Annotated in this window: 16 protein-coding genes; 11 read left to right on the forward strand and 5 right to left on the reverse strand. The window is 68.3% G+C overall.

Features of this window, described 5'->3' with window-relative positions; genetic code table 11:
* The 5 genes from KUA19_RS39975 to KUA19_RS39995 all read left to right on the forward strand — a co-directional run.
* A partial coding sequence (locus tag KUA19_RS39975) for an SDR family NAD(P)-dependent oxidoreductase (RefSeq protein WP_217404880.1) occupies positions 1-3161 on the forward strand: 3161 nt, incomplete at its 5' end.
* Between the two features lie 43 nt (positions 3162-3204).
* Positions 3205-4056, forward strand: a complete 852-nt coding sequence (locus tag KUA19_RS44850) for a 3-hydroxyacyl-CoA dehydrogenase family protein (RefSeq protein ID WP_217404882.1) — start codon at positions 3205-3207, stop codon at positions 4054-4056.
* A 39-nt stretch (positions 4057-4095) separates the two neighbouring features.
* Positions 4096-4347, forward strand: a complete 252-nt coding sequence (locus tag KUA19_RS39985) for an acyl carrier protein (protein WP_217404884.1) — start codon at positions 4096-4098, stop codon at positions 4345-4347.
* An 89-nt stretch (positions 4348-4436) separates the two neighbouring features.
* Complete coding sequence (locus KUA19_RS39990; RefSeq protein WP_217404885.1) at positions 4437-5642, forward strand: class-II aminoacyl-tRNA synthetase family protein; 1206 nt, start codon at positions 4437-4439, stop codon at positions 5640-5642.
* Between the two features lie 2 nt (positions 5643-5644).
* Positions 5645-8335 (forward strand): condensation domain-containing protein, encoded by a 2691-nt coding sequence (locus tag KUA19_RS39995; protein WP_217404887.1) that lies wholly within the window; start codon positions 5645-5647, stop codon positions 8333-8335.
* A gap of 169 nt (positions 8336-8504) precedes the next feature.
* Here KUA19_RS39995 and KUA19_RS40000 read toward each other — a convergent pair whose 3' ends face one another.
* Entirely contained in the window at positions 8505-9158 is a 654-nt protein-coding gene (locus tag KUA19_RS40000) for a 4'-phosphopantetheinyl transferase family protein (protein ID WP_308167921.1), read from the reverse strand.
* Positions 9159-9700: 542 nt separating this feature from the next.
* Here KUA19_RS40000 and KUA19_RS40005 point away from each other — a divergent pair.
* From KUA19_RS40005 to KUA19_RS40010, 3 genes are all read left to right on the forward strand, one after another.
* On the forward strand, positions 9701-10240 hold the full coding sequence (locus tag KUA19_RS40005) for a cysteine dioxygenase family protein (RefSeq protein ID WP_217404889.1): 540 nt from the start codon (positions 9701-9703) through the stop codon (positions 10238-10240).
* 275 nt (positions 10241-10515) lie between these two features.
* Positions 10516-10638, forward strand: a complete 123-nt coding sequence (locus KUA19_RS44340) for a hypothetical protein (protein WP_302563801.1) — start codon at positions 10516-10518, stop codon at positions 10636-10638.
* Between the two features lie 45 nt (positions 10639-10683).
* Positions 10684-11553 carry a hypothetical protein gene (locus KUA19_RS40010; RefSeq protein ID WP_217404891.1) on the forward strand — a complete coding sequence of 290 codons (870 nt, stop codon included), beginning with the start codon at positions 10684-10686 and terminating at the stop codon, positions 11551-11553.
* An 8-nt stretch (positions 11554-11561) separates the two neighbouring features.
* Here the strand turns inward: KUA19_RS40010 and KUA19_RS40015 are convergent, their stop codons facing one another.
* The 3 genes from KUA19_RS40015 to KUA19_RS43600 form a co-directional block, all read right to left on the reverse strand.
* A complete protein-coding gene (locus KUA19_RS40015) occupies positions 11562-14705 on the reverse strand; it encodes a DUF4062 domain-containing protein (RefSeq protein ID WP_217404893.1) in 3144 nt (1047 codons plus the stop codon).
* 242 nt (positions 14706-14947) lie between these two features.
* Complete coding sequence (locus tag KUA19_RS43595; protein WP_308167922.1) at positions 14948-17155, reverse strand: discoidin domain-containing protein; 2208 nt, start codon at positions 17153-17155, stop codon at positions 14948-14950.
* On the reverse strand, positions 17071-17892 hold the full coding sequence (locus tag KUA19_RS43600; protein WP_254550865.1) for a hypothetical protein: 822 nt from the start codon (positions 17890-17892) through the stop codon (positions 17071-17073). The genes KUA19_RS43595 and KUA19_RS43600 overlap by 85 nt, the downstream gene beginning before the upstream one ends.
* Positions 17893-18736: 844 nt before the next feature.
* Here KUA19_RS43600 and KUA19_RS40025 point away from each other — a divergent pair.
* Positions 18737-19885, forward strand: coding sequence for a hypothetical protein (locus KUA19_RS40025; protein WP_217404895.1), 1149 nt, complete (start codon positions 18737-18739; stop codon positions 19883-19885).
* Between the two features lie 300 nt (positions 19886-20185).
* On the forward strand, positions 20186-20326 hold the full coding sequence (locus tag KUA19_RS45165) for a type II toxin-antitoxin system RelE family toxin (RefSeq protein WP_217404897.1): 141 nt from the start codon (positions 20186-20188) through the stop codon (positions 20324-20326).
* A 97-nt stretch (positions 20327-20423) separates the two neighbouring features.
* Here KUA19_RS45165 and KUA19_RS40035 read toward each other — a convergent pair whose 3' ends face one another.
* Positions 20424-21176: a peptidoglycan-binding domain-containing protein gene (locus KUA19_RS40035; RefSeq protein WP_217404899.1), complete on the reverse strand. Its 753-nt coding sequence runs from the start codon at positions 21174-21176 to the stop codon at positions 20424-20426.
* Positions 21177-22083: 907 nt separating this feature from the next.
* Between KUA19_RS40035 and KUA19_RS40040 the strand changes: the two genes are divergently transcribed.
* Entirely contained in the window at positions 22084-24978 is a 2895-nt protein-coding gene (locus tag KUA19_RS40040; protein WP_217404901.1) for an NB-ARC domain-containing protein, read from the forward strand.
* Positions 24979-25093: the final 115 nt, after the last annotated feature.

Genomic DNA, 25093 nt, shown 5'->3' on the forward strand with positions numbered 1-25093 from the left:
AACGCACCCTGGCCACCCTCTGGCTCACCGGCACCACCCCCAACTGGACCAGCTACCACAGCCAGCAACAACGCCGCCGCATCCCCCTACCCACCTACCCCTTCCAACACAAGCGCTACTGGCTGGAGCCCCAGGTCCCGCAGGCCGCGGTTCAGCACACCCCCGGCCCGCACCCGCTGCTGGACCAGGTCCTGGTCCGGACGATGGGCCAGTCCGTCTTCCGCACCGAGTTCTCGCTCGAGCTGCACTGGGTGCTTTCCGAGCACAAGCTGCTCGGAGAGGCGATCGTCCCCGGGACCACCACCCCCAACTGGACCAGCTACCACAGCCAGCAACAACGCCGCCGCATCCCCCTACCCACCTACCCCTTCCAACACAAGCGCTACTGGCTGGAGCCCCAGGTCCCGCAGGCCGCGGTTCAGCACACCCCCGGCCCGCACCCGCTGCTGGACCAGGTCCTGGTCCGGACGATGGGCCAGTCCGTCTTCCGCACCGAGTTCTCGCTCGAGCTGCACTGGGTGCTTTCCGAGCACAAGCTGCTCGGAGAGGCGATCGTCCCCGGGACCACCTACCTGGAGATGGCCCGCGCCGCCGCCTCGCTCCACTTCGGTCGCCCGGTCACCGAACTCCGCGACGTCACCTTCCTGGTCCCGTTGCTGGTACAGGAGAACACCCCGCGCACCACACACACGATCATCCGTGAACTCGACGGCATGCAGGCCGAGTTCACCGTCGCCAGTCTCGACCCGGCGGGCGACCGCTGGACGATGCACGTCCAGGGCGTAGTCGGCGTTCAGCCGCTCACCGCACCCCCGCCGCAGCAGGATCTGGAACGTCTGCGTGAACTCTGCTCGTTGGAAAGCGTGGACATCACCCTGCGGCAGACCGAGCACAAGGTGATGGAGTTCGGCGACCGCTGGCGGAGCAGCCTGCCGACCGTGCACGTCGGCGTCCGGGCCGCCCTCGGCGTGCTCGACCTGCCCGAGCAGTACCGGGCCGAGTGCCAGGACTATGCCCTGCACCCGACGCTGCTCGACCAGGCCACCGGCTTCAGTGGATTCGCCGTCCTCGACACCGCCGACGACCGCCGGCTCGCCCTCGGCGACCGGGATTTCTTCCTTCCGGTCGGCTACGACTCGCTGCTTCTGCACGGCCCGCTGCCGGCTCGGGGGCTGAGCTTCGTCCAGCCGCACCTCGATTACGCGAACAACACCGAGTTCCGCAAGGTCGACGTGCTGATCTGCGACGAGTCGGGGGCAACCGCGGCCGAGATCCGCGGCTTCACCGTCAAGCGCGTCACCGACGCCAAACGCACGGTCGCCCAGCTGCGCCCGCACTCCCGTCACCACACCCTCAGGTGGGTACGGGCCCCGAAGCCGGAGGGGCGCCAGACCTCACCCGCCCGGGTTCTGGTGATCGGTGAACCGGGCAGCATCAGCGGCGAGTTGAGCGCCGCACTGCGCGCGCACGGCATCAGTGTCACCGAGGCCGCACTCGCGGCCCAGTGGCAGCCGGTCGCTCCGGCTCAGTACGAAGTGCCGCCCACCGCCGAGGGTTTCGGTCGATTGCTGGACGCCCTGGGCGGCGAGCTTCCGGACGAGGTCGTGCACGTCGCGGCCCCCGCCGACAACCTCGTCCAACAGGACCTGGCCGCCCTGGAAGCCCGGTTGGCGTACGGCGTCCACAGCCTGTTCCACCTGGCCCGCAGCCTCTCCGAGCGCGGCGTGGCCCCGGCCAGGATCAGCGTGATCGCGCCCTCGGTGGCACGGGTGACCGGCACCGAACAGGAGACGGCCCCCGTCCACGCGACGCTTTTCGGCCTCGCGAAGGTGATCGGCCAGGAGTACGAGAACACCGACGTGTTCTGCCTCGACATCGCCGAGGACACCGACCCCGAGGCCGTCTGCGCCGAGCTGTTCGGCGCGCGGACACCCACCACCGTCGCGCTGCGTGACGGGCTGCGGTACGTCGCGGAGCTCCTACCGGTGCATCTCCGTGAGACGCCGAAGTCCACGCCGGTCCGCCCGGACGGGGTGTACCTGATCACCGGTGGTCTGGGCGGGCTCGGCCTGGCGGTCGCCCGCCACCTGAGCCGATCGGTGCCGGGGGCGCGACTGGCCCTGGTCAACCGCACCGAACTGCCTCCACGCGAGCAGTGGGACGCGGTCACCGAGGTCAAGCTGCGCAGGCAGATCGAGGCGCTGCGTGAACTGGCCGACAACGGCGCCGAGGTGCGCAGCTACTCCGGCGATGTCACGGACCTGGCGGCGATGGAGAGCGTCGTCGCCAAGATCCGCGATGAGCTGGGGGCGATCGGCTGCATCGTCCACGCGGCCGGGGTGGCCGGGGACGGCTTCCTGTTCCGCAAGGACCCGGAGACCTTCCGCCGTACGCTGAACCCCAAGGTGCTCGGCGCCACCGTGCTCGACCTCGTCACGCAGGACGACCCGCCGGAGTGCATGGTCAATTTCGGTTCCACGGTGGCCATCTTCGGTGCGGCCGGGCAGGGCGACTACACAGCCGCCAACAGCTACCTGGACCACTTCGCCGAGCAGCGCGGCGCGCGCGGCCGGTGGACCGTGACGGTCGACTGGAGCGACTGGCTGGACACCGGTATGGCGTTCGACCATGGGGTCCAGCATGATCAGGGCTTCTTCCGGTCGGTGTCGGTCGAGGACGGTCTCAGCAGCTTCGAGGAGATCCTCACCTCGGCCTGCACGCCCGTGGTCGTCGGCGAGATCAACTACCCGAAGCTGGGCGGGTCCACCGGGCTCACGGAGCTGCTACGCCGCGCACCGCTGCTGCTGGCCGCCCCGATCCAGCAGGCCATCGCCGCTGCCCGCAGCAGTTACACCGGGTCGGCCACGACGGCGGAGACCGCGCCGTCCGGCGACGGCCCAAAGCTCTTCGGCAACGAGGGCGGCGAGTTCAGCGACACCGAACGCGCCCTGGCCCGCATCTGGGCCCGGGAGCTGGACCTCGCCGAACTCAACGTGCACGACAGCTCGTTCGCGCTCGGGGTGGATTCGCTGGCGGCACTCCGGATCGCCCAGAGCATCCAGAAAATCATGAACATCCGGGTCTCGATGGTCGACCTGTTCCGCTACGTCACGATCGCGGAACTCGCCGAACATCTGGACACCAGGAACGCCCAGGGCTGACCATGCCAGCCAACTCCCCCTCTATCCCACAAAGGTGGTAATTGTGAGCATTCGTACCGTAGGCGTGATCGGCGCAGGGACGATCGGCCGTGGTGTCGCGCAGTCCTTCGCGGAGGCCGGATTCGAGGTGATCCTCGTCGACATCTCACCGGCCCAACTCGACAGCGCGGCGGCCCAGATCGGCCGTGACGTGCTGGTCCAGCCGATGCTGCTCGGCAAGCCGGCGAAGGAGGACCCCGCGACCGTGCTCGCCCGGATCACCATGGGCACCGATCTGGCCGCGCTGGCCGACGCTGACTTCGTGGTGGAGAACGTCACCGAGAACTGGGATGTCAAGCGCAAGGTCTACGAGCAGATCGACGCCATCTGCCGCCCAGGTGTGATCTTCGGCGTGAACACCTCGGCAGTGCCGATCACCCGGGTCGGCTCGGTCACCGGGCGCCCGGCCGAGATCCTCGGCCTGCACTTCATGAACCCCGTCCCGATGATGGACACCGTCGAGGTGGTCAGTGGCCACTTCACCAGCGAAGATACTCTGAACACCGCGATCGGCCTGCTGACGGAGCTGGGCAAGGAAGGCATTGTCGTCCAGGATGCCCCTGGCTTCATCACCAACCGGGTGCTCATGGTGACCATCAATGAGGCCATCTTCTGCGTCCAGGACCAGATCGCCTCGGCCGAGGACGTCGACAAGATGTTCCGTGGCTGCTTCGGCCACAAGATGGGGCCCCTGGAAACCGGTGACCTGATCGGCCTCGACACGATCCTGAACTCGATCACGGTCATGTACGAGAGCTACAAGGACAGCAAGTACCGCCCGGCCCCGCTGCTCCAGAAGATGGTCGACGCCCGGCTGCTGGGCCGTAAGACCGGCCAGGGCTTCTACACCTACTGATCCCCCCGACAACCCCAACCACCCAAGGAGAAACCAGAAATGACCAACGACGACGCCCGCGCCCGGATCCGTGAGTTCCTCGCCCCGCAGCTGGCCGGACAGCCGCTTGCCGACAGCGACGACTTCTTTGCCCTCGGCTACGTCAACTCCCTCTTCGCCATGCAGCTCGCGATCTTCGTGGAGAAGGAGTTCGCCCTGACCCTCGGCCCGGCAGACATGGACTTCGACAACTTCCGCACGGTGGACGGCCTCGTCCGCCTGGTCACGTCGCGGACGGCGACGGCAGCCTAGTTCCACCCACGGGCGCGCGGCGGCGATGCCGCCACGCGCTGGCCCGTTCTCCCACGGACCAATCCCCATCGGCGAGGAAGCAACCCACCATGACGCACCTGAACGATGTCCTCACCCGGATCGACCTGCACAGCCCGATCCCCGAGGCGCTGGCCGCCGAGATAGAGCGCCGACTCTTCTTCGTGTCGCCCGAGATCACAGGTTTCGAGGTGACTGTGGACGGCGGCGAGGTACGCACCGTGACGCTGCGCTCCGAGCACCCGCTCCCCCACGACGCCATGACGGCCAAGGTGAACTACATGGTCGACAACGACGTGCGGAGGCAGTGGGTGACCCCGGCCAAGGCCGTCTGGACCTCGCCACACCAGCGCACCCCGCACCAGGACATCTTCGAACTCCTCGCCCGGACCGGTGCGGTGACCGAGGTGGGCGAGGGCCAGGTCGCCCTCGGCGAGCCGCTGATCTCCCTGTTCGCCTACTTCGACCGGGCCGTCTGCGACCTGCTGGCCGAGGACCACGAGGTCCGGGAGTACCAGTACCCGACCTTGATCAAAACGAAGGCGCTGGAGACGGCGGGCTACTTCAAGTCGTTCCCGCAGCACCTGATGTTCGTCACCCGGCTGCGCAACGACCTCGACGTCTACCGCGCCTTCCAGGAGCAGCAGGCCGTCACCGGCATCGACCCCCAGGTGCTGGACTCGTGCGGCAACGTGGACTACTGCCTGCCACCCACGATGTGCTACCACACCTTCAACCAGTACCGGCAGCGCACCCTGGAGGCGGACCAGCTGCACGTGGTCACCTCGCGCGGCAAGTCGTTCCGCTTCGAGGCGGCGTACGCCACCAGCCTGGAGCGGCTGTGGGACTTCACCATCCGGGAGATCGTCTTCATGGGCTCCCGGGAAGACGTGCTGAACTCCCGTGAGCGCTACATGCGGAAGATCTTCGCCTTCATCGAGGAGCTCGGCATGAGCGGCTTCTGCGAGGTGGGCAACGATCCGTTCTTCTGCGGCACGGACACCACCGAGCGAATCTGGTCGCAGCGGCTGATGGGGCTCAAGTACGAGCTGCGGCTGCACGTCGCACCCGAGCGGACGATCGCCGTCGGATCCTTCAACTTCCATGACGACCTGTTCGGCAAGGTCTTCGGTATCGACCACGGCACCGACGGCCCCACCCGGAGCGGCTGCGTCGGCTTCGGCCTGGAGCGGCTCGTCTACGCCTTCCTCTGCCAGTACGGCCTCGACACCGCGGCGTGGCCGGCCCAGGTCCGCACCGCCGTCAGCGGGAGCTGACCGTGGGCGAGAGGAAGGGCCGCGACCCGCGAGATCAACAGGAGGAGATCCTCTGCGCGGTGTTCGCCCAGGTGCTCGGGCTGGGCCAGATCACCATCGACGACTCCTTCTTCGAGCTGGGTGGCCACTCCCTCCTGGCCACCCGGCTCGCCGGCCGCATCCGGGCCGCGCTGGACGTCGACATACCGGTTCGGACGATCTTCGAGGCCCCGACCGTTGCCCAACTCGCCGCACACCTGGAGCAGGGCACCAGCGGCCGGCGTCCACCGCTGCGTCGCCTGGACCGCCCAACGGAGATTCCGCTCTCGCAGACCCAGCGGCGTCTCTGGTTCCTGAACCGACTGCACGGCGCGGCCGGGCACTACAACATGCCCATGGCCTACCGGCTGCGCGGCGACCTCGACCTTCCGGCACTTCAGCTCGCCCTCGACGACCTGGTCGCCCGGCACGAGAGCTTGCGTACCGCCTACCCCGACTGGGACGGCCGGCCACAGCAGATCGTCCTGGACCCGGACGAAGCTCCGGTCGAACTGCCGGTCGACAGCGTCACCGAAGCCGACCTGCCCAAGATGCTGAGCGCGGCGGCCGGTTACGCCTTCGACCTCACCGCCGAGACGGCGCTGCGGGCCCAGCTGTTCCGACTGGCTCCGGACGAACACGTGCTGCTCCTGACGATCCATCACATCGCCTGCGACGGCTGGTCACTGCTGCCCTTGACCGGCGATCTGGCCCTCGCCTACGCCGCGCGCCGCCTCGGCGAGCAAGCGGCATGGCCCGAACTCCCGGTCCAGTACGTCGATTACACGCTCTGGCAGGATGAGCTACTGGGCGATCCGGACGACCCGAACAGCCTGGTCAACCGCCAGTTGTCCTTCTGGCGCGGAGAACTGGCAGGGATGCCGGACCGGCTGCGGATCGACGTGGCGGCCCCGCGCCCGGACACCCCCTCGCACCGGGGCGGCCGAGCCACCGTCCAGGTCCCGCAGGCGACCCACCGGGCGCTGCACCAGCTCGCGCGGGAGACCGGCACCAGCGTGTTCATGGTCGTGCAGGCCGCCCTCGCGGCCCTGCTCACCAGGCGCGGAGCCGGCACCGACATCGCCATCGGCATCCCCACCGCCGGGCGCTCCGACGAGGGCCTCGACGACCTGATCGGGTTCTTCGTCAACACGCTGGTGCTGCGCACCAGGACCGACAACGACCCGACCTTCCGGGAGCTGCTGTTCCGGGTGCGCACCACGGACCTGGCGGCTTTCGCCCACCAGGACGTGCCGTTCGACCACCTCGTCCAAACCCTCAATCCGCCGCGCTCCCCCGCCTGGCACCCACTCATCCAGGTGATGCTCGCGTTCCAGAACAACGCGAGCGCCGAGTTCCGGCTCCCCGGCCTCGTGGTCCGGCCCGAGCCGGTGGAGGAGGGGATCACCCGCTTCGACCTCCGCTTCGAGTTGTTCGAACGCTTCACCGACGGCCGAGCACCGGACGGCATCGACGGCAGCCTCACCTACGCCCTCGACCTGTTCGCCCCCGACGAGGCCGAGCGGCTCGCGCAGGAGTTCGGCGACCTGCTCGACGCCGTGGCCGCCGCCCCGGGCCGGCGACTGAGCGAACTCGACCAGGCGCCCGTGCTCGAGCCGGCCCAACGCCCGTGCGTCGAACCGGCGCTCGTCGCCGCGGACGGGCGCCGGGTCGCCTTCGTCTGCTCCCCCTACGGCCAGCAGTGGGTCGGCATGGGCAGGACGCTTTTCCGCACCGAACCCGTCTTCCGCGCGACCCTCGAGGAGTGCGACAGCGAACTGGCCCGGCACACGGGCTGGTCACTCGTCCACGAGCTCTTCCTCGACGAACCCGAAGCCCGCACGGGCGACGTCGGCGTCATGCAGCCCATCATCTTCGCCATCCAGGTGGGCATCGCCCGCTGGCTGGAGGAGGCAGGCGTCCGACCGGGCGCCGTCGCGGGCCACAGCATCGGCGAGATCGCCTCCTGCGTCATCGCCGGTATCCTCGACATACCGGACGCGGTTCGGCTGGTCCACCACTACAGCGACCAGCAGCGCCGCGTGGCCGGCCCGAACAGCGGCATGGCCGTGGCGGAGCTCTCGGCCACCGACCTCTCGGAGCACCTGCGCGGGCGAATGGGGAGCGTGTCCATCGCCGCGAGGAACGGGCCGCGGACCACCGTGCTGTCCGGTGACCGGTCCGAGTTGGAGGCCATCGTCGCGAAGCTCCAGGCCGAGGACGTGCTCTGCGCGATGGTCCGGGTCGACCTGCCGGCCCACAGCGCGGCGATCGATCCGATCATGGAAGACCTCGAACGGGCCATCGGCGAGCTCACCCCCCGGCCCGGCCGCATCCCGATGATCTCCTCGGTGACGGGGCAACTGCTCGACTGGCGGCAGGTCAACGCCGGGTACTTCGCGCAGAATCTGCGCCAGCCCGTCCTGCTGGCCGACTCGACCGCCGCGCTGCTGGCCGACCATGACGTGCTGGTCGAGGTCAGCGCCCACCCGGTGCTCGCCCCGGCCCTGTGGCAGAGCGTCGAGGAGTCCGGCGCCGCCGCGACCGTCCTCACCACCATGCGCCGCGGCCAGGACGACCGGGCGGGCCTCATCGAGCTGCTCGGCGACCTCGAACTGCTCGGTATGAAGGTGGGCGTCCCGAGTCGACAGGCCCGGTCGGCGGAGACCGCATGAGTCACACCCGCTCCGCCCCGGGACACGTCCGCTTGTACCTGGACAAGCCCCGGTGAGAGTTCAGCGAAGCCATCGCGGGCAATCGCAGGGGGCCGCCCGCCCCGTGCGGTTCCCGCGATGGCGTAGACCGCTTCTCGGCCGGGCACCGCTGCCAGGTGCCCGGGTTGGATCAGGGGTTGGGCACCGTCACCACCGTGGCGACCAGCTCGTTGCGGGCCGTCCACCGGCCCTCGAAGTGGCTCAGTCGCCGGCCACCGACCAGGGGACCGGGAACGAGCAGAGAAGCACGCAAGGAGCCCGTTCGCGGATCGCCCGGGTTCGCGGATATCTCGATGTCAGCCTCTGCGAAGTCCAGCCATCGTCCGGTGAGCGGAAACCATGCTTTGTATACGGACTCCTTGGCGCTGAACAACAGACGATCCCAGTTGACATCCGGACGCTCCCGAGCCAGGCGGGCGAGGCGAGTCGCCTCGCCGGGCAGAGCCATCGCTTCGAGCACCCCGGTGGGCAACGGCTCGTCCGGTTCGGCGTCGATGCCCAGCGAGGCGAGGTCGCTGTCGCGGACCAGTGCGGCGGCGCAGTAGCCATCGCAGTGGGTCATGCTGCCGACCAAGCCGGTCGGCCAACGCGGTGCGCCGCGTTCGCCGTTGAGTACCGGCTGCGCCGGGACACCGAGCTTCGCCATGGCACGTCGCGCACAGGACCGGACGACGGCAAACTCCCGCCGGCGCTTGGGCACCGCGCGGACCACGAGCGCCTCCTCCTCGGGAAACGGCGGCGCGTGTTCGGGGCCGTCGTAGCCGAATGCCTCGATGGCGACCACGGCGGCGGGCAGGATGTCCTCGATCAGCGGTCCAGGTCCTCTCCGGGAATGCCGCGCATGAATCGCCCCGGATCCGGTGGAGGCTCGTTGTCGATACCGACCACGTCATGCGCGCTGGACCTGATTGTATTAGGTCGATTCGCACCCTGCGGGGCCAGGGCGCCAAGGACGGGCGGCGTCCTCTCGTCGGCTGCTGCCACCAGCCCAAATCATGCACTGATGCATCATTCAGGCTCATGCCGCAAGTGATTAAGTTCACCATGGGGCTTTGCTGGGGTGGCCCTTATTGCTAAGATCTGTGACCGGCCCAATCGGGCATCGGAGTGCCCATACGGAAACCATTTCGCGGAGTGGAATGGTCTCCATCGCCAATGATCCGTGGTTCGCGTCGCAACATTCTCGAAGCGACGACATTGTTCTCCTGGACAATGAGAGATTCGGTCACGGGCGGTGTCATGTTGTGGGCGCAAGCGTGGCTGCCGACGGCACTGCGATCGTCAACCCCCGGACGCTGTGGAGCATCAACGTTGAGTGACCACTCATTGACAACCGCCCTGGAGAAGATCGATCAGATCGTCGCGTCGCACCCTGACTGCCACACACGGGCCGCCGCGGTCGCCCAGGTGATCCCGGACCTGCTCGCCTCTCCCGACTCCCTCGATCCGAGGTTTCGGGAGTCATGCGAGAGCGGATACCGGCAGCATCTCGTCCATGTGCACCCGCAAGGGCTCTATTCGGTGGTATCCCTTGTCTGGCTGCCGGGCCAGGAGACACCGATCCACAACCACAAGGCATGGTGCGTCGTCGGAGTGCTGCAGGGCGTGGAGGAGCAGACGACCTACGCACTCCATGACCAGGACGGCGACGAGTGGCTTTCGGTGGACCACAGGGAGGTGCACGCCAAGGGCAGCGTCTCGGTACTGGTGCCGCCGGCCGGCGATATCCACAAAGTGGCCAACCACGGTCCCGAGCTGGCGGTATCTATCCATGTCTATGGCACGGATATCACCGATGAGGGCACAAGCATCCATCGGACCTTTTCCACAGACGCGGTCCGGGAATCGTCGCCTCCGGTCTGCTGACGCCGGGAAACACCAACAGTGTCCGACGCGCGGTGGAGCTCGGCGCGGGCGGCGTGGTCGTGCGGGCGCTCCGCGCGATCGGTGAGGACCCGCTGCCGACGCCCTGGCGGCGACCGCCTGGCCGACGCAGCCAGCGGGCAGCCGTTGCCCGCCGCCGAGGAGTCCTCACTGCGCGCGGCCGGCGATACCGCGTATCGGCGTCTGACGCATCGCGAGCCGGCTGGTCGCCACCTCCGCTCGACGTGAAGGCCTGGTGAGACTATGCCGCCTCGCGGGTGCGCGTCTCGCTGCACGAGGGCGACACGGTCACGGCGGCCCGTGCGGTCGCCGACATGTACGGCATCAGCCGCCCCGACGAGCAGCGAGCCACGAGCCGGCTCGCCGCCATCGCGGCCTGACCCTCGACCCTTGACAGGAAATGCGCCATTGTCGAGGCTCAATCCGTGACGCCGCCACAATGGATGCTGTTCACCATCCTCGGCCTGCTGACCGCGGGATTTCTGGTGATGTACCGGCTTGCCGGCGACAAAGTGTCGGAGACTCTCGGATCCGCCGGCGGGTTCGCACTCATGCTGACATTGATCATCAGCGGTGCCGGGCACATGTGGCACGGCTACCAGTTCCTGCACATCGCATCGGCGTGGGCGCGGGTCGTCACCGTCACCCACCTGGTGGTCATGGTCGCCATGTTCGGGTACGGCACCTACGTGGGCCACGCGTACGTCATGACCGAGGACGGTCATCTGCCGGACGCGGAACGGTACCGCAGATTCCGGCGCGCCAACGCGTGGAACCGGCGCCGCTTCGTCCCCGTGCTGCTGGCGCTGCTCGTCTTCATGTTCGGCTACCCGATGCCCGCACGTGACAAGTGGGCACTGGTGGTGGACCTGAAGTGGCTCATCCCGTACATCATCGTCTGGATCGTCGCCAGCTCCGTCTTCGCGGCGATCCTACGCGCGGTGCGCGAGGAGCCCAAGGGTGTCGGCGAGAACTCCGCCTCCTTCGCCTCGCTGTTCGTGATCCTCATCTGGGCCTTCCCGCTGTCGCGCCGGGGCATGGAGGTCCTTGGCGTCGCGGCGGCCTGGAGCTGGGTCGCCGCTGTGACCCTGCTCGCGTTCCTGCTGGTGGCCACAGTGGTGGCGGTCCTCGTCGTGCCGGGCTTCTTCAACGGCGTGCTGCCGGGCCGGCCCGCGCTGACGGTCATCCTCCTCGGGGGTACCGGCCTGCTTCTCTACCTGCTGCCGCTCATCTGGAATGACCGGCCGGTCGTACACGACCTGACGGACATCACCGGCATCCCGTTCCTCGGCTAGCCAGCCGCCTACACGGCCTCCTCCGGGTCGCCTGAAAGACGTTCGACGCGCGCCTTGGCGATGAATGTGCGGACCTCGTCCTCCAGCGGCGCCTTCACTGTGGCCGGATCGGTCACCGGAAGGTCCGGTGGACTCTCGCCGAGGTCGGCCAACAGTTCGCGGGCATCACGCAGCGCCCAGTGGTCGTGGTGGGGCGGGCCGTCGTGCCAGGCCTGCCGGTACGCCTCATGGGCATGGTGTACGGCTTCGTCATGTCGCCCGAGCGCTTGAAGAGCCTGGGCGAGGTGATGGTGTGGTCGGCTGGAGGCTGGCAGCCGGGGCAGCCGCAGCAGCGACTCCTCGATAGCCGCCGCCGCCTCGGCCGGCCGGCCGAGCTTGGTCAGCAGGAAAGCTTGCAAGGCAGGCACCGTGTCCTGGCCGGAGTTGCGGGCCAGGCGCTCGCCCTGGTCAGCGATTACCAGCGCTGCGGCGAAGTCCCCGCGCTGGATCTCGAAACGGCACCGGATCATGGTGAGGGCGATTCGATAAGAGGACGAGTGAATCTCTTGATCGACTCGCGTGAGCTGCTCGCTGGTCAGCGTGCCGTCAAACTGTGCCAACCGAAGTCGATTCGCGTGAAGCCCGTCTGTGAACCAAGGAGAGTTCGTCGGAGGGATGAGCCGCGCGGCAGCGTTCAGGAGTGCGTATGCCTCGTTCGTCCGCCCGCGCCTGCCATCAATCGTGCTCCGGGACAGGATCAGGACCGCGTCCCGCTCGGGATCCCCACCCGTAGCTGCCGTAAGTTCGGCCCTCAGGTCGAGTAGGCGCTCCGAGAGCAGCCATCTCCCGGCCAGGTCCAGCCCGACCGCACATCGCTGCAGACTCACGCCGACTTCGATGGTGTGTTCGTCACGAAGAGCGTCTGCCAGGATCGCTGTCTCCTGCCTGATCGCTTCGTCGAGGCGCCCATGGAGGTGATACGCGAGGGTGAGGTCGCCGCGGACAAACCAAGTTCCGTCTGCGGCGAGTGGTGTCAGCAGCTCGATCACTGTCGGATAGGCGCCCAACTCGACCAGCAGGGCCTTGCCGATCCCCGACCGCCACAGGCTGTCGGCCTCGGCTAGCAGGCCGGCGCCTACCAGCGCCCGGAAGATCGTGATGGTGTGTCGCAGATCCTCGACGCTGGTTGCACGGCTCGGGTCCTCGGGCGGAAGCGCCTGAAAGTGGTCTCGGACGGCGGTGTTGGCCTGCACCCGATCGGACTTGTCCAGCCGGTCGTGCACGTAGGCGCGGATGATCGGGTGCATGTCGTAGGAGTTCGCGGCCCGGTCCCACCACAGCAGGCCGCGTTCCTCGAGATCTTTGAGCGCCTGGTCGAGTTGAGCTCTCGCGCGGCCCGGCTCGGTCGGCTTCCATGCGGCCAGCCGCTGCTCGTACTCGCGCTCCGCAGCGGCGACCATGCGGTCCCGCGCTGCGTGCCACTGGACCCACCGATCTGCCCCGGCGTCGTAGTTCTCAGTCTCAGAGTCGGCGCCCTGAACACCGTCGCCGGGAGAGGGCGAGCGGAATTCGAACGGATCGGACGGCGAGCCGAGCGCGTCGAGGTCTGGCACCGTCCGCTGGGGCGGTGCCGGCCGGAACGGGTTGATCGCTTCCAGAGTGGTCCATTCAACCGAACCCGCCAGCACCGAGAGCCAGTCCAGCAGACGCTTACTCCCGGGGGCCAGGTCGGCCAGGGCCGCGGCGAGGATGTGCGTGCGGCGCTGGGTCAGGTCCAGGTCAGGCAGGCCCAGCGCGCCGCCGGCGGTGGTGTCGCCTAGCCACCGGTCGAACCCGCCCGGCTCGGGCCGGTAGTCGCGTACCAACCCGGCCACGATGCCGATCAGCAGCGGGTGGTTGTCGAGTCGGCGGAAGAAGCCGCTCAGCGCGGCGCGGCTGCCCCGTACGCCGAGGCGTCCCAGCAACGTGGCGGTGTCCGCCTCGGTGAGGCCGGGCAGTTGGATGTGCCGCACGCCGGGTATCGGCCGCCCGAAGCGAGTCAGCGCGTCGGGCATCAGCCGGGTACTGATGAGGATTTTGGAGGGGCCGACCGCGGTGAGGTTACGGAGCAGGTCCTCGGCCTGCGTGTCGATCATCGAACGCTTCGTCGTGTCCGCCTCGTCGTCGCGCACCTTGGACGGGTCGAGGCGGTGATAGGCGCGGAGCAGGCGCTCGAAGCCGTCCAGCACCAGCAGATACGGCCGGGCCCGCAGCGCGGCCACTGCCTGTGCTGCCAGGTCGGCACGTGGCAGCCGCCGGATGTCGGCGAGCGGTGCGCCGGTTGTGTACGCGAGGACTTCGCGCAGGAAGCGGCCCATCGACGCGGATCCCTCGTAGAAGCTCCACCACAGGCGGCCGGCCAGATCGTCGATGGCGCCGCCGGCCCGGTTGGACGCCCACTCCCAGGTGAGTGCGCTCTTGCCGGTTCCACCGATCGCTTCGACGACCAGCACCGGGTCAGCGGAGCCGCCCCAGTCGTCCAACCTGGCCAGATGGGTGCCGCGCCCGGTGAACGGCGCGCTGCCCACGTAGGGTGGCACCGCATGGAACGCCGGCGGTGCCGGTAGTGAGACGGCGGCCGCCTCATGCTCGTCGGCTGCGCCTGCGGCCTGCTCGTATGGTCGTAGTGCGAGGAGCAGGTCCTCGCGGAACTTCGCCACCTCGGCGAAGCGCCTGACCACATGTTGTCGGGACACCCGGGCACGGAACTGTGCCAATGCCTCGGCGTCGGAACCGTGGTCGACGTCGGGCGGCGGCCAGGCGAAGTTCGGATCCACCAGGAAGGGCAGCAGCGGCAGATCGGTCCGCGCCGTGGCCCACTCGTACTCCAGCTCTGTGTAGGACAGCGGCTGGCCCGGCGGGCGAGAGCCATATCGGTGGGCCAGCAGCAGTACGAACACGTGACAGGTGCCCAACCGCTCGCGGCAGACCTCAAACGGGGTGGGGCGCTGCGGGTCGAATTCCTCCATGTGCACCGGGGTCATCCCGATCCGATGGCAGACGTCCACGGCGGCCTGCCGGTACGGCGCCAGCGCACCAGACGCGCTGCTGATGAAGACTCGGCGGCCCACCGTGGCGCGGGCGCCGGCCCCATTCACGCTGCGGACGTGGTCGTTGGGCTGTGCTTGCGGCACGAGCGTCTCCTGAGCTGGACCCGAAGTTCCGACACGACTCTCCTACTTGTACCAGAGGGGTGTCTCACCTCACTCCAGCGAACCGCCGGGTTCACCAGCGGTGTGGGTACATCCGCACCCGCAGTCGCCGACGCGTTGCTGCGCAACGGCTGAGACGGGACTGCGCGTCCGGTGTCGGCATCATTGGTCGAGAAAGCCGGCCCGGATACGGATCCGGACCGGCTTCCTCAGGTCAGCCGAGGTCAGACCACCGGCTCCACCCAGATGTTGCGGTAGTACAGGTTCGCGCCCGGGTCGCCGTGGTCCTGGAACCGCAGCGGTCCGGGCGCCGCGGTCTCAGCGGCGCCGTTGCCGGTCGGGCCGTTGATCTCCGCGTTGTTGATGACGGTGACGCCGTTCCAGACGACGGTGACACGAGCGTTCTCGGTCTTCACATTGGAGCTGTTGAACCGGGCGGCTCGGAACGTGACGTCGTAGGTCTGCCACGTCTGTGGGGCGGTGGCCGCGTTGACCGACGGTGCGATTTTCTCGTAGATCGCGCCGCACTCGTTGTTGGCCAGGGTCGTGTCCCCGAACGAGTCCAGCACCTGGAGTTCGTAGCGGTCCTGCAGGTAGATGCCGCTGTTGGCGCGTTGCTGACCGGTCACGTCCCCGGGCAGCAGCGGCAGCCAGAACTCGGCGTGCAGTTTGAAGTCACCGAACGCCTGCTTGGACTTGATGTCGCCGCCGAGGACCTCGACACCGCCGTTGCCCAGCGGCCAGGTGACCGGGGTGCCGTTGGAGTGCTGGAAGTTGTTCATGTTCGTGCCGTCGAACAGCACGATCCGGGCCGGCGGCGTGGAGCTTGCGTACGCCTCGAACTCGTAGATGCGGGCCGCGCCGTTGCCGTCGCTGGTCGGCGTGGTGACGTTGAGCCGGATGTACCGGGCCGAGGTCGCGGTGAAGTTGTGCGTGGTGACGCTGGCCGTGTTGGCGGTGACGGTCGCGACCGTGGTCCAGCTGGTGCCGTTGGTGGACAACTGGAGGTTGAAGTCGCGGGTGTTCCAGGCGGTGTTCTCGCCGCCGGCGCCGGCGTGCCGGACGACCAGCTGGCTGACCGTCTGCGCGGTGCCGAGGTCGACCTGCAGCCACTTGGTGGCGCCCAGCGAGCACCACTTGTCGCCGTTGCCACCCGAGACGCTGCCGTTGACCGCCTGCGCCGGGCCCTCGGCCGCGGCGCAGGAGCTGTCCGCGGTCGCCGGTTTGCCCACGGCCAGGTTGCCCGTCGGCGGTGCGGTCGGGCCGTATGCCTCGAACTCGTAGATGCGGGCCGCGCCGTTGCCGGTGGTGGCGCCGCTGGTGACGTTCAACCGGAGGTATCTGGCCTGCGTCGCGGTGATGTTGTGGGTGGTGGTGCCGGCCGTGTTCGCGGTGACGGTCACCGCGGTGGTCCAGCTCGTCCCGTTGGTGGACGTCTGGATGTTGAAGTCGCGGGTGTTGAACCCGACCTCTTCCCCACCCGTGCCGGCGTGCTGGACGACGAACCGGTTGACGCTCTGCGTCGAGCCGAGGTCGACCTGCAGCCACTTGGTCGCGCCGAGCGAGCACCACTTGTCGGAGTTGCCGCCCGAGACGCTGCCGTTGACCGCCTGCGCCGGCCCCTCCGAGGCGGCGCAGGAGCTGTCGGCCGTGGCGGGCTTGTTCAGTGCCAGGTTGCTCGACGGGCCCTGGCCCGGGATGACGTTGAGGGTGTACCAGACCTCGGTGCTCCACAGCGACTGGCCGTTGCTGGACGCGAACGGCTTCGGCGAGCGGATGTGCACCACCCGGCCGGCCCTGAGCCCGTTGATCACCAGGGTGACCTTCTTGCCGTCGGCGGACAGGGTCGCCGACGCCACGGTCAGGGTCTCCTCGTCGATCTTCGGACCGCCGTAGGCGGCGGTCGGGACGTAGCGCCACTGCTTGACCCGGTACTTCGTGGCCAGCGCGGTGGCGGTCGCCGCCGACACCGGCTGGGTGTACTCGATCTCGAACCCGTTGGGCAGGGCCTTCATCGACAGCATGTCGAAGGCGTTGCCACCGTTGGGCGTGAGCTTCTGCAGGCCGAAGTTCAGCTTGCCGGTCTGGCCCCAGTTGCCGCCGCCGCCGATGCCGCCGACGTAGATCGCGCCGTCCGGGCCGACGTTGACCTCGGACACGCCGCCTTCCAGGCCCTGCGTCATCCGGAACAGGGCGCCCTGGTACTCGCCGTTGACCTTCTCGACCGCGGCGCGCTGCAGGCCGCCGTAGGTGACATCGCCGATGACGAACTGGCCGGCGTAGAGGCCGCTGGTCATGTACATCGGAGTGCTGGGCGAGTTGCCGATCTCGTTCTGCGGCAGCCAGATCACGGGTTGGGTGACCGGGGCGCTCTCGAACGGGCCGGCCGGGTTGAGGTAGTGGTTGAAGAAACGGCCCTGCTTGATGTGCACCAGTTTCGAGGCGGGCAGCCAGCCGCCCTGGTTGTCGGTGACGAAGATGCCGTTCTCCGGGCCCCACCCGATGCCGTGCGGGGTCCGCAGGCCGCCGGCGACGTACGTCCACGCGCCGGTGTCCTTGTTGATTTTGATGGTGGTGCCGCGGTTGGCGACCGGCTGCGGGGGTTCGTGGTGGCGCCGCCGTAGTCGATGCCGACCGACAGGTTGATGTAGAAGTACCCGTCGGCGTAGAGCAGGCCGAACGCGAACTCGTGGAACGTGCCGCCGTAGGGCCAGGTCGCGACCTGCTGGTACTGGTCGGCGACCTCGTCGCCGTTGGTGTCGACCAGCCGGGTCAGTCGCATCTTCTCCGACACGTAGACCACGCCGTCGACGATCTTCAGGCCCATCGGCTCCTTGAGGTTGCTGCCGATCCGCTTGGTCGTGACCGCGCCCGGGCTGGTGTTGCCGCCGGTGTTGCCCAGGATCCAGACCTCACCGGCCTGGGAGGTGCCGGAGTCGTTGGTGCCGCCCCAGGTGCAGATGACCAGACGGCTGTCGGCGAGCCAGTCCATGCCGGTCACCCGGGGCTCGAAGCCGGACGGGCGCAGGTTGGTGAGGGTGAAGTTCGGGTGTACGGAGGTCAGCGGCAGGCCGTCGCCGGGCGAGTCGCCGGTGCCTTCGCACTCCTTGCGGCCCGGGGCGGTGACCCGCACGACGCCCGCGTCGGTGCTGAGCACCGAGTTCGGCACCGTCACGAACGTGGTCGAGCCGGGCGTGCCAGAGCTGCGCGGCCAAGGCACGGGCCCGCCCGTGCGCGCGGTGCGAGCTGACCCGGCCGGTAGCCGCGATCGAGCCGGAGGGTCCGCTTTGCCATCCTTGCCGTGACCGCGATCCGCGTCGGCACGAGCGGTGTTCGCGATGCGGTCGAGTCCGGCGGGTCAACGGTCGGCTACGGATGGGTCGCCGCTGTGCAGCACCTGCCATGGCAAGCCGGTCCACACCTGCGCTGCTTGTGGGCGGGTCGACAAGGCTGCACGGCGCGGGCCGGACGGGCCGTTGTGCCCGCCCTGCTACGAGCGCGGCGGTCGGCAGCCGCGCCGTTGCGGTCGCTGCGGCCAGACGCGCCGGATCTCCGTGCGTGGTCGCGACGGCGGCCCGGACCTGTGTCGGCGCTGCAATCTGCAACCCGTGGTGGAGTGCGCTGGATGCGGGCGATTTCGACCTTGTGCCTTCGCGGCCACTGCGCGGCCGCTATGCGTGTCGTGCCGGCCGAGGCGGGCAGCGCCATGTGCCCGGTGCGGCAGAAACTGCCCGCCCGCCGCCCGGTGGCCCATCGGCGGGGTCTGCCGTCACTGTTACCGCCACGCTCGCGCCAACCCGTCGCCTTGCCCTTCGTGCGGCAACGTCCGTGTGCTGGTCGCGAGCGACTCCCGCGGCCGCGACGTGTGCGGACCGTGCGCCGGTAGCGCGATCGACTACACGTGTCGTACGTGCGGCGAAGCCGAGGAACGATACCGCCATGGCGAATGCGTCCGGTGCGTCGCGCGATCAAAGGTGGAAGACCAGTTCCGCGGGCCCGAGGGATCTGTTCCGGTGGAGCTCACGCCGCTGCTGGCGGCGCTTGCCGCAGCGCATCGGCCGCGTTCGGTGCTGGCATGGGTCGAGCGTGGTGACGGCAGCGCGGCGCTGCTACGTGACCTGGTGCGATCCGGTTCCGCCGTCACGCATGAGGCCCTGGACACCGCAACTCAGCAGTGCGCCGCTGCCGCACTGCGTGAGATGCTCGTCCACGCCGGTGTCCTGCCTCGCCGCAACGAGCAACTCGAGCAGCTGGCCCCCTGGCTGAGCCGGACATTGGCCATCGCACCCGCGCATCACCGGCAGGTGTTGCGCGCCTATGGCAACTGGTCGGTGCTGAGGCGTGCCAGGCAGCGCGCGGACCGGACCCGGTTCACCGCCGCCAGCGCCCGCAACGCCCGCCTCAAGGTCTCCACGGCTCTCACGTTCCTGCGCTGGCTCGACACGAGCGACCTCACACTTGAGCGGGCTCGTCAGGCACACGTGGACACGTGGATTGAGGGTGGCGGCCTCAACCGGCGACTTCTCGGCGACTTCCTCACCTGGGCCAACCGCCGAGGACTGGCCGAGAAGCTGTCCGTCGCCGCGATCGCGCCGTCTGGCCCCGACTTGTCCATGACCGAAGACCAGAGGTGGGCACTGCTCGACCGCGTCCTCCACGACGCGACGATCTCCGTCGACGTCCGGGCGGCCGCATCGTTGCTGCTCATCTACGGCTTGCCGGTGACGTTCATCGCGACCCTCACCACCGACAACGTCACCACCCGCAGTGGCGAGCACTTCCTGCAGGTAAAGGAACATCACACACAGCTGCCGCCCGCCGTTGCCGCCCTCATCGCGCAAGCCGCGTCCGCAGCGCGCACTTCATCGCTGGTCGGGCGTGCCGTGCCCGGCACACCGTGGCTGTTTCCCGGTCGCCTGGCGGGTCGGCCCCTCTCAGCAGCCGCCCTGTGCGAAAGACTGCGCCAGAACGGAATTCGGATTCGCCGTGCGCGCAACTCCGCGCTGGTCAGTCTGGCAGAGGAGCTGCCCGCGCCGGTACTGAGCAAGATCCTCGGGATCAGTATCACGGCTGCGATCAGATGGACGCACCACGCCAAGCGCGACTGGCTCGCCTTCGTCGGCGCACGCGCCGCGGGGGCCACGAGCCGTTCACAGCGATGACACGCCCCCCCAACCCGGATAGAGCCACTGAGTGATTACCGCCTGGGCCCGCACCGGGCCGCACGGACGCCTAATGCCAGGTCGAGGACCAGTGATGATCGCCGTGGACCCGTTGTTGGTGCGGCTGATCCGGCTGCCAGCGGTGCCACTCTCCAACGTCCGGGTGATAGACGGGTACGAAGGCCGGCCGAGGTGACGGTAATCCAGTTCAATGCCGTTGCCCTCGGCGGTCTTCGTGACCTCTGCCCGACGTTCTTCGGCTGGGTCGCCCCTGACTGGTCTTCGTGACCGCCCGCTGGGATGTCGGCAGTCGGCCTTGGCGGCGGCGGCAACGACTGGCGCGTGCGGGTCAGCGAGTACCGGATCGTGTACGAGATCGACGACCCGACGCAGACAGTGACCGTCATGAGGGTGGCGCATCGGCGCGACGTATACCGCTAACCGGGTTCCGAGGCACGATGCGACCTTTCGCATCGTGCCTCGACACGTGCTGCGGCCGTACTTGCTAAAGCGGAGTACTGGCCTGGGCGCTGCGGCGCTATCCTGGCAGTGGCTGGCCGTTGACCAGCGCGGACCACGTCTCAGCGTCCACGATGCCGGTCTGGGCCCCAGTCGCCGACCAGACTTGCAACTGGAACGTTTTCACCGCTGCTTCGGTCTGGGAGCCGAAGTCGCCGTCCACGACGACGTCCATCCCCCGCGAGGCCAGTTGGCTCTGCACGGCGCTTACGGGGTCACCCTGGCTGCCCTGCTGCACCGGCACAATCAGCTTCTCCCAGGTGGACGCGAAGAGGACGATGAAATTCCCTTCACCATGGGCATTGTTGAAATCCCTCACCGCAAACTTTGTTTGTGCCCCGTACACGCCGTCCACCACTATGTCGGCGCCGTGGTGGCGCAAGAGGTATTGCGCCGTCCTAACCACCTCGCCGTCGCTGCGGAGGTGGGGCCAGACCCTCACGGGCATCTTTAGAACCCGCTCATTCGACTTCGGAGAATAATCGACGCCGAAGCCACCGGGCTGGTACGCCCAGGAGCGCACCGTGACGCGGTACTCCCTCAGCGGCACCATGTTCGGTATCACTCCGCGCACCTTCGTCGCTGTGCTGCCGGGAACGGGTGGAAGCTGCGTAAAGCTGGCGCCACCGATCCAGTTGGCGATGATCTCGTAGCCGCTTTCGCCCTCCGAATGATCGTCGAATGAGACGAGTACGTCCATTAGGTTGGGAGGTGTCGGGCCAGCGATTGCCTGGGCGCTGTTCAGGTGCGGCGGGTTCAGCACGGGTGCCATGATCACTCCTTCGGATGACGGGTCAGCAGCGACAGGGCTGAAGTTTCCGAAGTGCGGTTCGCCTACCAGGCTACCGGGTTTGAGCGGCAGACAGCCCCAAATGGCGACAGATGCATGACTCGGCGATAAGCCCGCTGGCGGGCACGCAACGCCGCAACCCAGTCCGGCCCAAACCTGGCCAACGCCGCCGCCACCAGGGCCACCACGCTTACCAACCAGGACTTCACCTCCGGCGCCACCACCGGCCACGCCGTCGCGGCCACCACCAGCACACCGGCAAGCCAGAGCCGAACCCGGCCCGCCCGACCCCGCCCACGCATCCCCCCTCCGGCAATCTAGCGGCGCATCGGCAGACGTCACGGTCCCGCGATCGCCCTCCTCACCTCCACCGAGCGTCGCGGAAGATGCACGGAAGAATGTAGACACAGCGTTGCGTTGGTGCAGCTCACCAGCAGTTAGCTATTCGGTCTTGAAAACCGCCGCAACCACCTGGATCGTCCGACACCACGAAGATCATCGATAGATGATCGGTCAAGGCTCATGTTGACGATCGAGGTGTTGTCCCACGAGTAGCCGCCGCATCAGCCCAAGCCGCAGTCACCGCGACCAGGGCTCATTCGTCGCGGTTCGTTGCTTGCACCAGCACGCCAGCGATGGACCAGTGCTGCAAATACGGCAGATTTCGAATACCTACACTCCGCCAGCTATACGAGCGGACTTGATGCACTGACCGGGCCGTCCGCAGCGTTTCGACGAAAGCATCCACTCATGTCCGTTGGGGCGGTGACCTTCACTCAGCAGGCGGATGCGAGACTAGCGTTTACGTACTTCTATGGGACCATCGGATGGTCTCGCATGATGAGGTGCTGTGGGTCGAGGTCGTTGGTCCGGGCCCCTGCTGGTGGGTGTGGCCGCCGTACTGGCTGGTGCAGGCGTGTTCGTGGTGAAGGCTCCTGCGGCCGGCTTGCCCGCTTCGCTACCTGTTCCGGTGGGGTTGCTGCTGCTGGCTGCAGGCGTCATGGTCGCTGCTTTGGGCTCGGTCTGGGTGATGCGGCACCGTGGCTGGCCGCGGTTCGTGCCAGCGCTGCTGGCGGGCGGTATCGCACTGGTGGCCGGCTTCGCCGCGATCTCGATCAACGCGGCGACCACGTCCCCACCTGCGTGGCCGTCCTGGCTGGCGTGGCTGCCGGTGCCGCCGGTGACGGCGGTGGTCCTGCTCATCGGCCTCGACGTAGTGTTGGCTGCCGCCGTGGCCCCGAAACGCGGTGTGCGACGAGTGTGGGCGATGGAACGCCCCGACGAGGCTGACCTCCCGCGTACCGCGCTGAGCGACCCGATCAGAGCCCAGCTGGCCGAGGCGGACGGTGGAACGGTCGGCCTGACGACCGGCTTGGTCGGCGCAGGCGGCTTCGGCAAAACGACCCTCGCCCGACTACTGTGCTCCGACCGCCGAGTGCGGCGCCTGTTCCGTGCGGGGGTGTGGGTGACTGTCGGCGAAGATGTCAAGGGCGCAGACCTCGCCCAGAAGATCAATGACATGTCCGAGCAGCTCACCGGGTCCAGACCTGGCTATGTCGACCCTGACCTGGCAGGGCAGCATCTCGGACAGTTGCTCGACCGGTCCGGTCGGGTACTGCTGGTGATCGACGACGTATGGCGCGCCGAGCAGCTGCGCCCGTTCATGCATTCCGGTCGTCGCGCGACCCGGCTCGTCACCACCCGGCGCCCTGACGTGTTGCCGCCATCGGCGCGAGCGCGCGGAGTGCGTGTGGACGAGCTGGAACCAGCGCAAGCCCGATTGATCTTAGCCGCAGGGCTTCCGCCGATCGGTGAGCCTGAAATGACCAGGCTGCTGCGGCTGACAGGTCGATGGCCGCTGCTGCTGCGCCTGGCCAACGGGCACCTGCGCGACGCACTCGATCCCAGACTAGGCATAAATGTAGCGGCAGCTCAGCTTGCCGACCAGCTCGAGCAGGAAGGGCCGGACACGCTGTCGCTGACCGACGAAGCCAGCCGGCAGCAGGCGGTCGCGGCCAGCATCAACGCAAGCCTCAACCTTCTGATTCCCGCCGCAGACGACCCCGTCGACTGCCGCGTGCTCTACACGCAACTGGCCGTGTTCGCCGAAGACAGCGACATCGACATCGCGCTACTACACGCACTGTGGGGCACTGGCAGCGGACTCAGCGCCAACCAGGTCGACCGCCTCTGCCGACGCCTGGCCAGCCTCAGCCTCGTCGCCGACTACCAGCCCGGCCGCTCGCTACGTCTGCACGACGTAATCCGCGCGCACCTGCGCACCATCAGCCGCGATGACCTTCCCGCTCTCCACGCCAGCCTCCTCGACGCAGCCCGCGGCATGCTCGCCGCGGCCACCGGCGACGAGGCGGGGCCTACGCCGTGGTGGCTGCTACCCGATCACGCCCGGTACCTGTGGCAGCACCTGTTCGAACACCTCCACACAGCCGGCCATGAAGACGAAGTTGCCGACCTGCTACGAGACCTGCGCTGGGCCGAAGCGAAACTGCGTCGCGACGGACCGGCCGCCCTCGGCGGCGACTTCGGCCGCACCAGCGACCCCACCGTCGCGATCCTGCGGCAGGCCATCAGCCAGAACGCCCATCTACTGACTCCCCCGCCGGGCAGCGACCAGTGGTGGCTCGCCGACCAACTCGTCGACCGACTCTGGGGCATTCCCGGACTAGAACCCGTCCTCAACAATTACCTGAACATCTTGCCCCAGCCTCTTCGCGACAAGCCCCGCAGCGCCGCCAACGCCTACGACCCCGCCCTACGCCGGACACTTACCGATGGCGTCAGCTGGTTCACCTCATGCGCGATCTCGCCGGACGGCACCTGGCTTGCCACCTTCAGCGCAATGGGCGGCTACGGCACGGCGGCCATCTGGGACAGCGCCACCGGCGCCCTGCGCCACACACTCCCCGGCCGGACCGGGCCGGTGCATTCCTGTGCGATCGCACCGGACGGCACCTGGATCGCCATCGGCGGCTACGGCGCGACATTGCTCTGGGACAGCATCACCGGAGCCCTGCGCAACACCCTGACCGACCGTAACCGCCTGGTGTCCTCGTGTGCCATCGCGCCGGACGGCACCTGGCTGGCCACCACCGGCCACCGCAACAGCACGGCGCGGATCTGGGACAGCGCCACCGGCGCACTACGCCACAAACTCCGCGGTCACACGGCACCCGTGAACAGATGCGTCATCGCGCCGGACGGCACCTGGCTCGCCACGGCAAGCCGCGATGGCACGGCGCGGATCTGGGACAGCGCCACCGGCGCCCTGCGCCACACACTGACCGGCCACATCGCCCCCGTGATGACGTGCGTCATCGCGCCCGACGGCACCTGGCTGGCCACCGCTGGCGGCGACGGCACGGCCCGCATCTGGGACAGCACCACAGGCGCCCTGCGCCACACCCTCACCGGCCACACCGGGCCGCTGCACGTGTGTGCGATCGCGCCCGCCGGCACCTGGCTAGCCACCGCAAGCAGCGACGGCACTGCCCGCATCTGGGACAGCGCCACCGGTCTTCTAAACCACGAGCTGCGTGGTCATACCGGACCGGTGCCCTCGTGTGCGATCGCCCCAGACGGCACCTGGCTCGCCACCGCAGGCCACGACGGCACTGCCCGCATCTGGGACTGCGCCACCGGCGCGCTACGTCGCACTCTCACCGGCCACACTGGCGCGATACGCCAGTGCGCGATAGCACCCGACGGCACCTGGCTCCTCACCAACGGCGGCGATCAAACAGCCCGGATCTGGGACGCCCGATGAAACGTCGAATACCGCAGGTTCGGAATACGGCCACTCCGCCAGCTGTACAGCGGCCGGGTTCCGGTCATCTGGCAGTTCGGCAGCCGAGTCGTCATCGGCGGCCAGAGACGTGCGA

This window comes from Catellatospora tritici, from assembly GCF_019083965.1.
Classification (GTDB): Bacteria; Actinomycetota; Actinomycetes; order Mycobacteriales; family Micromonosporaceae; genus Catellatospora; species Catellatospora tritici.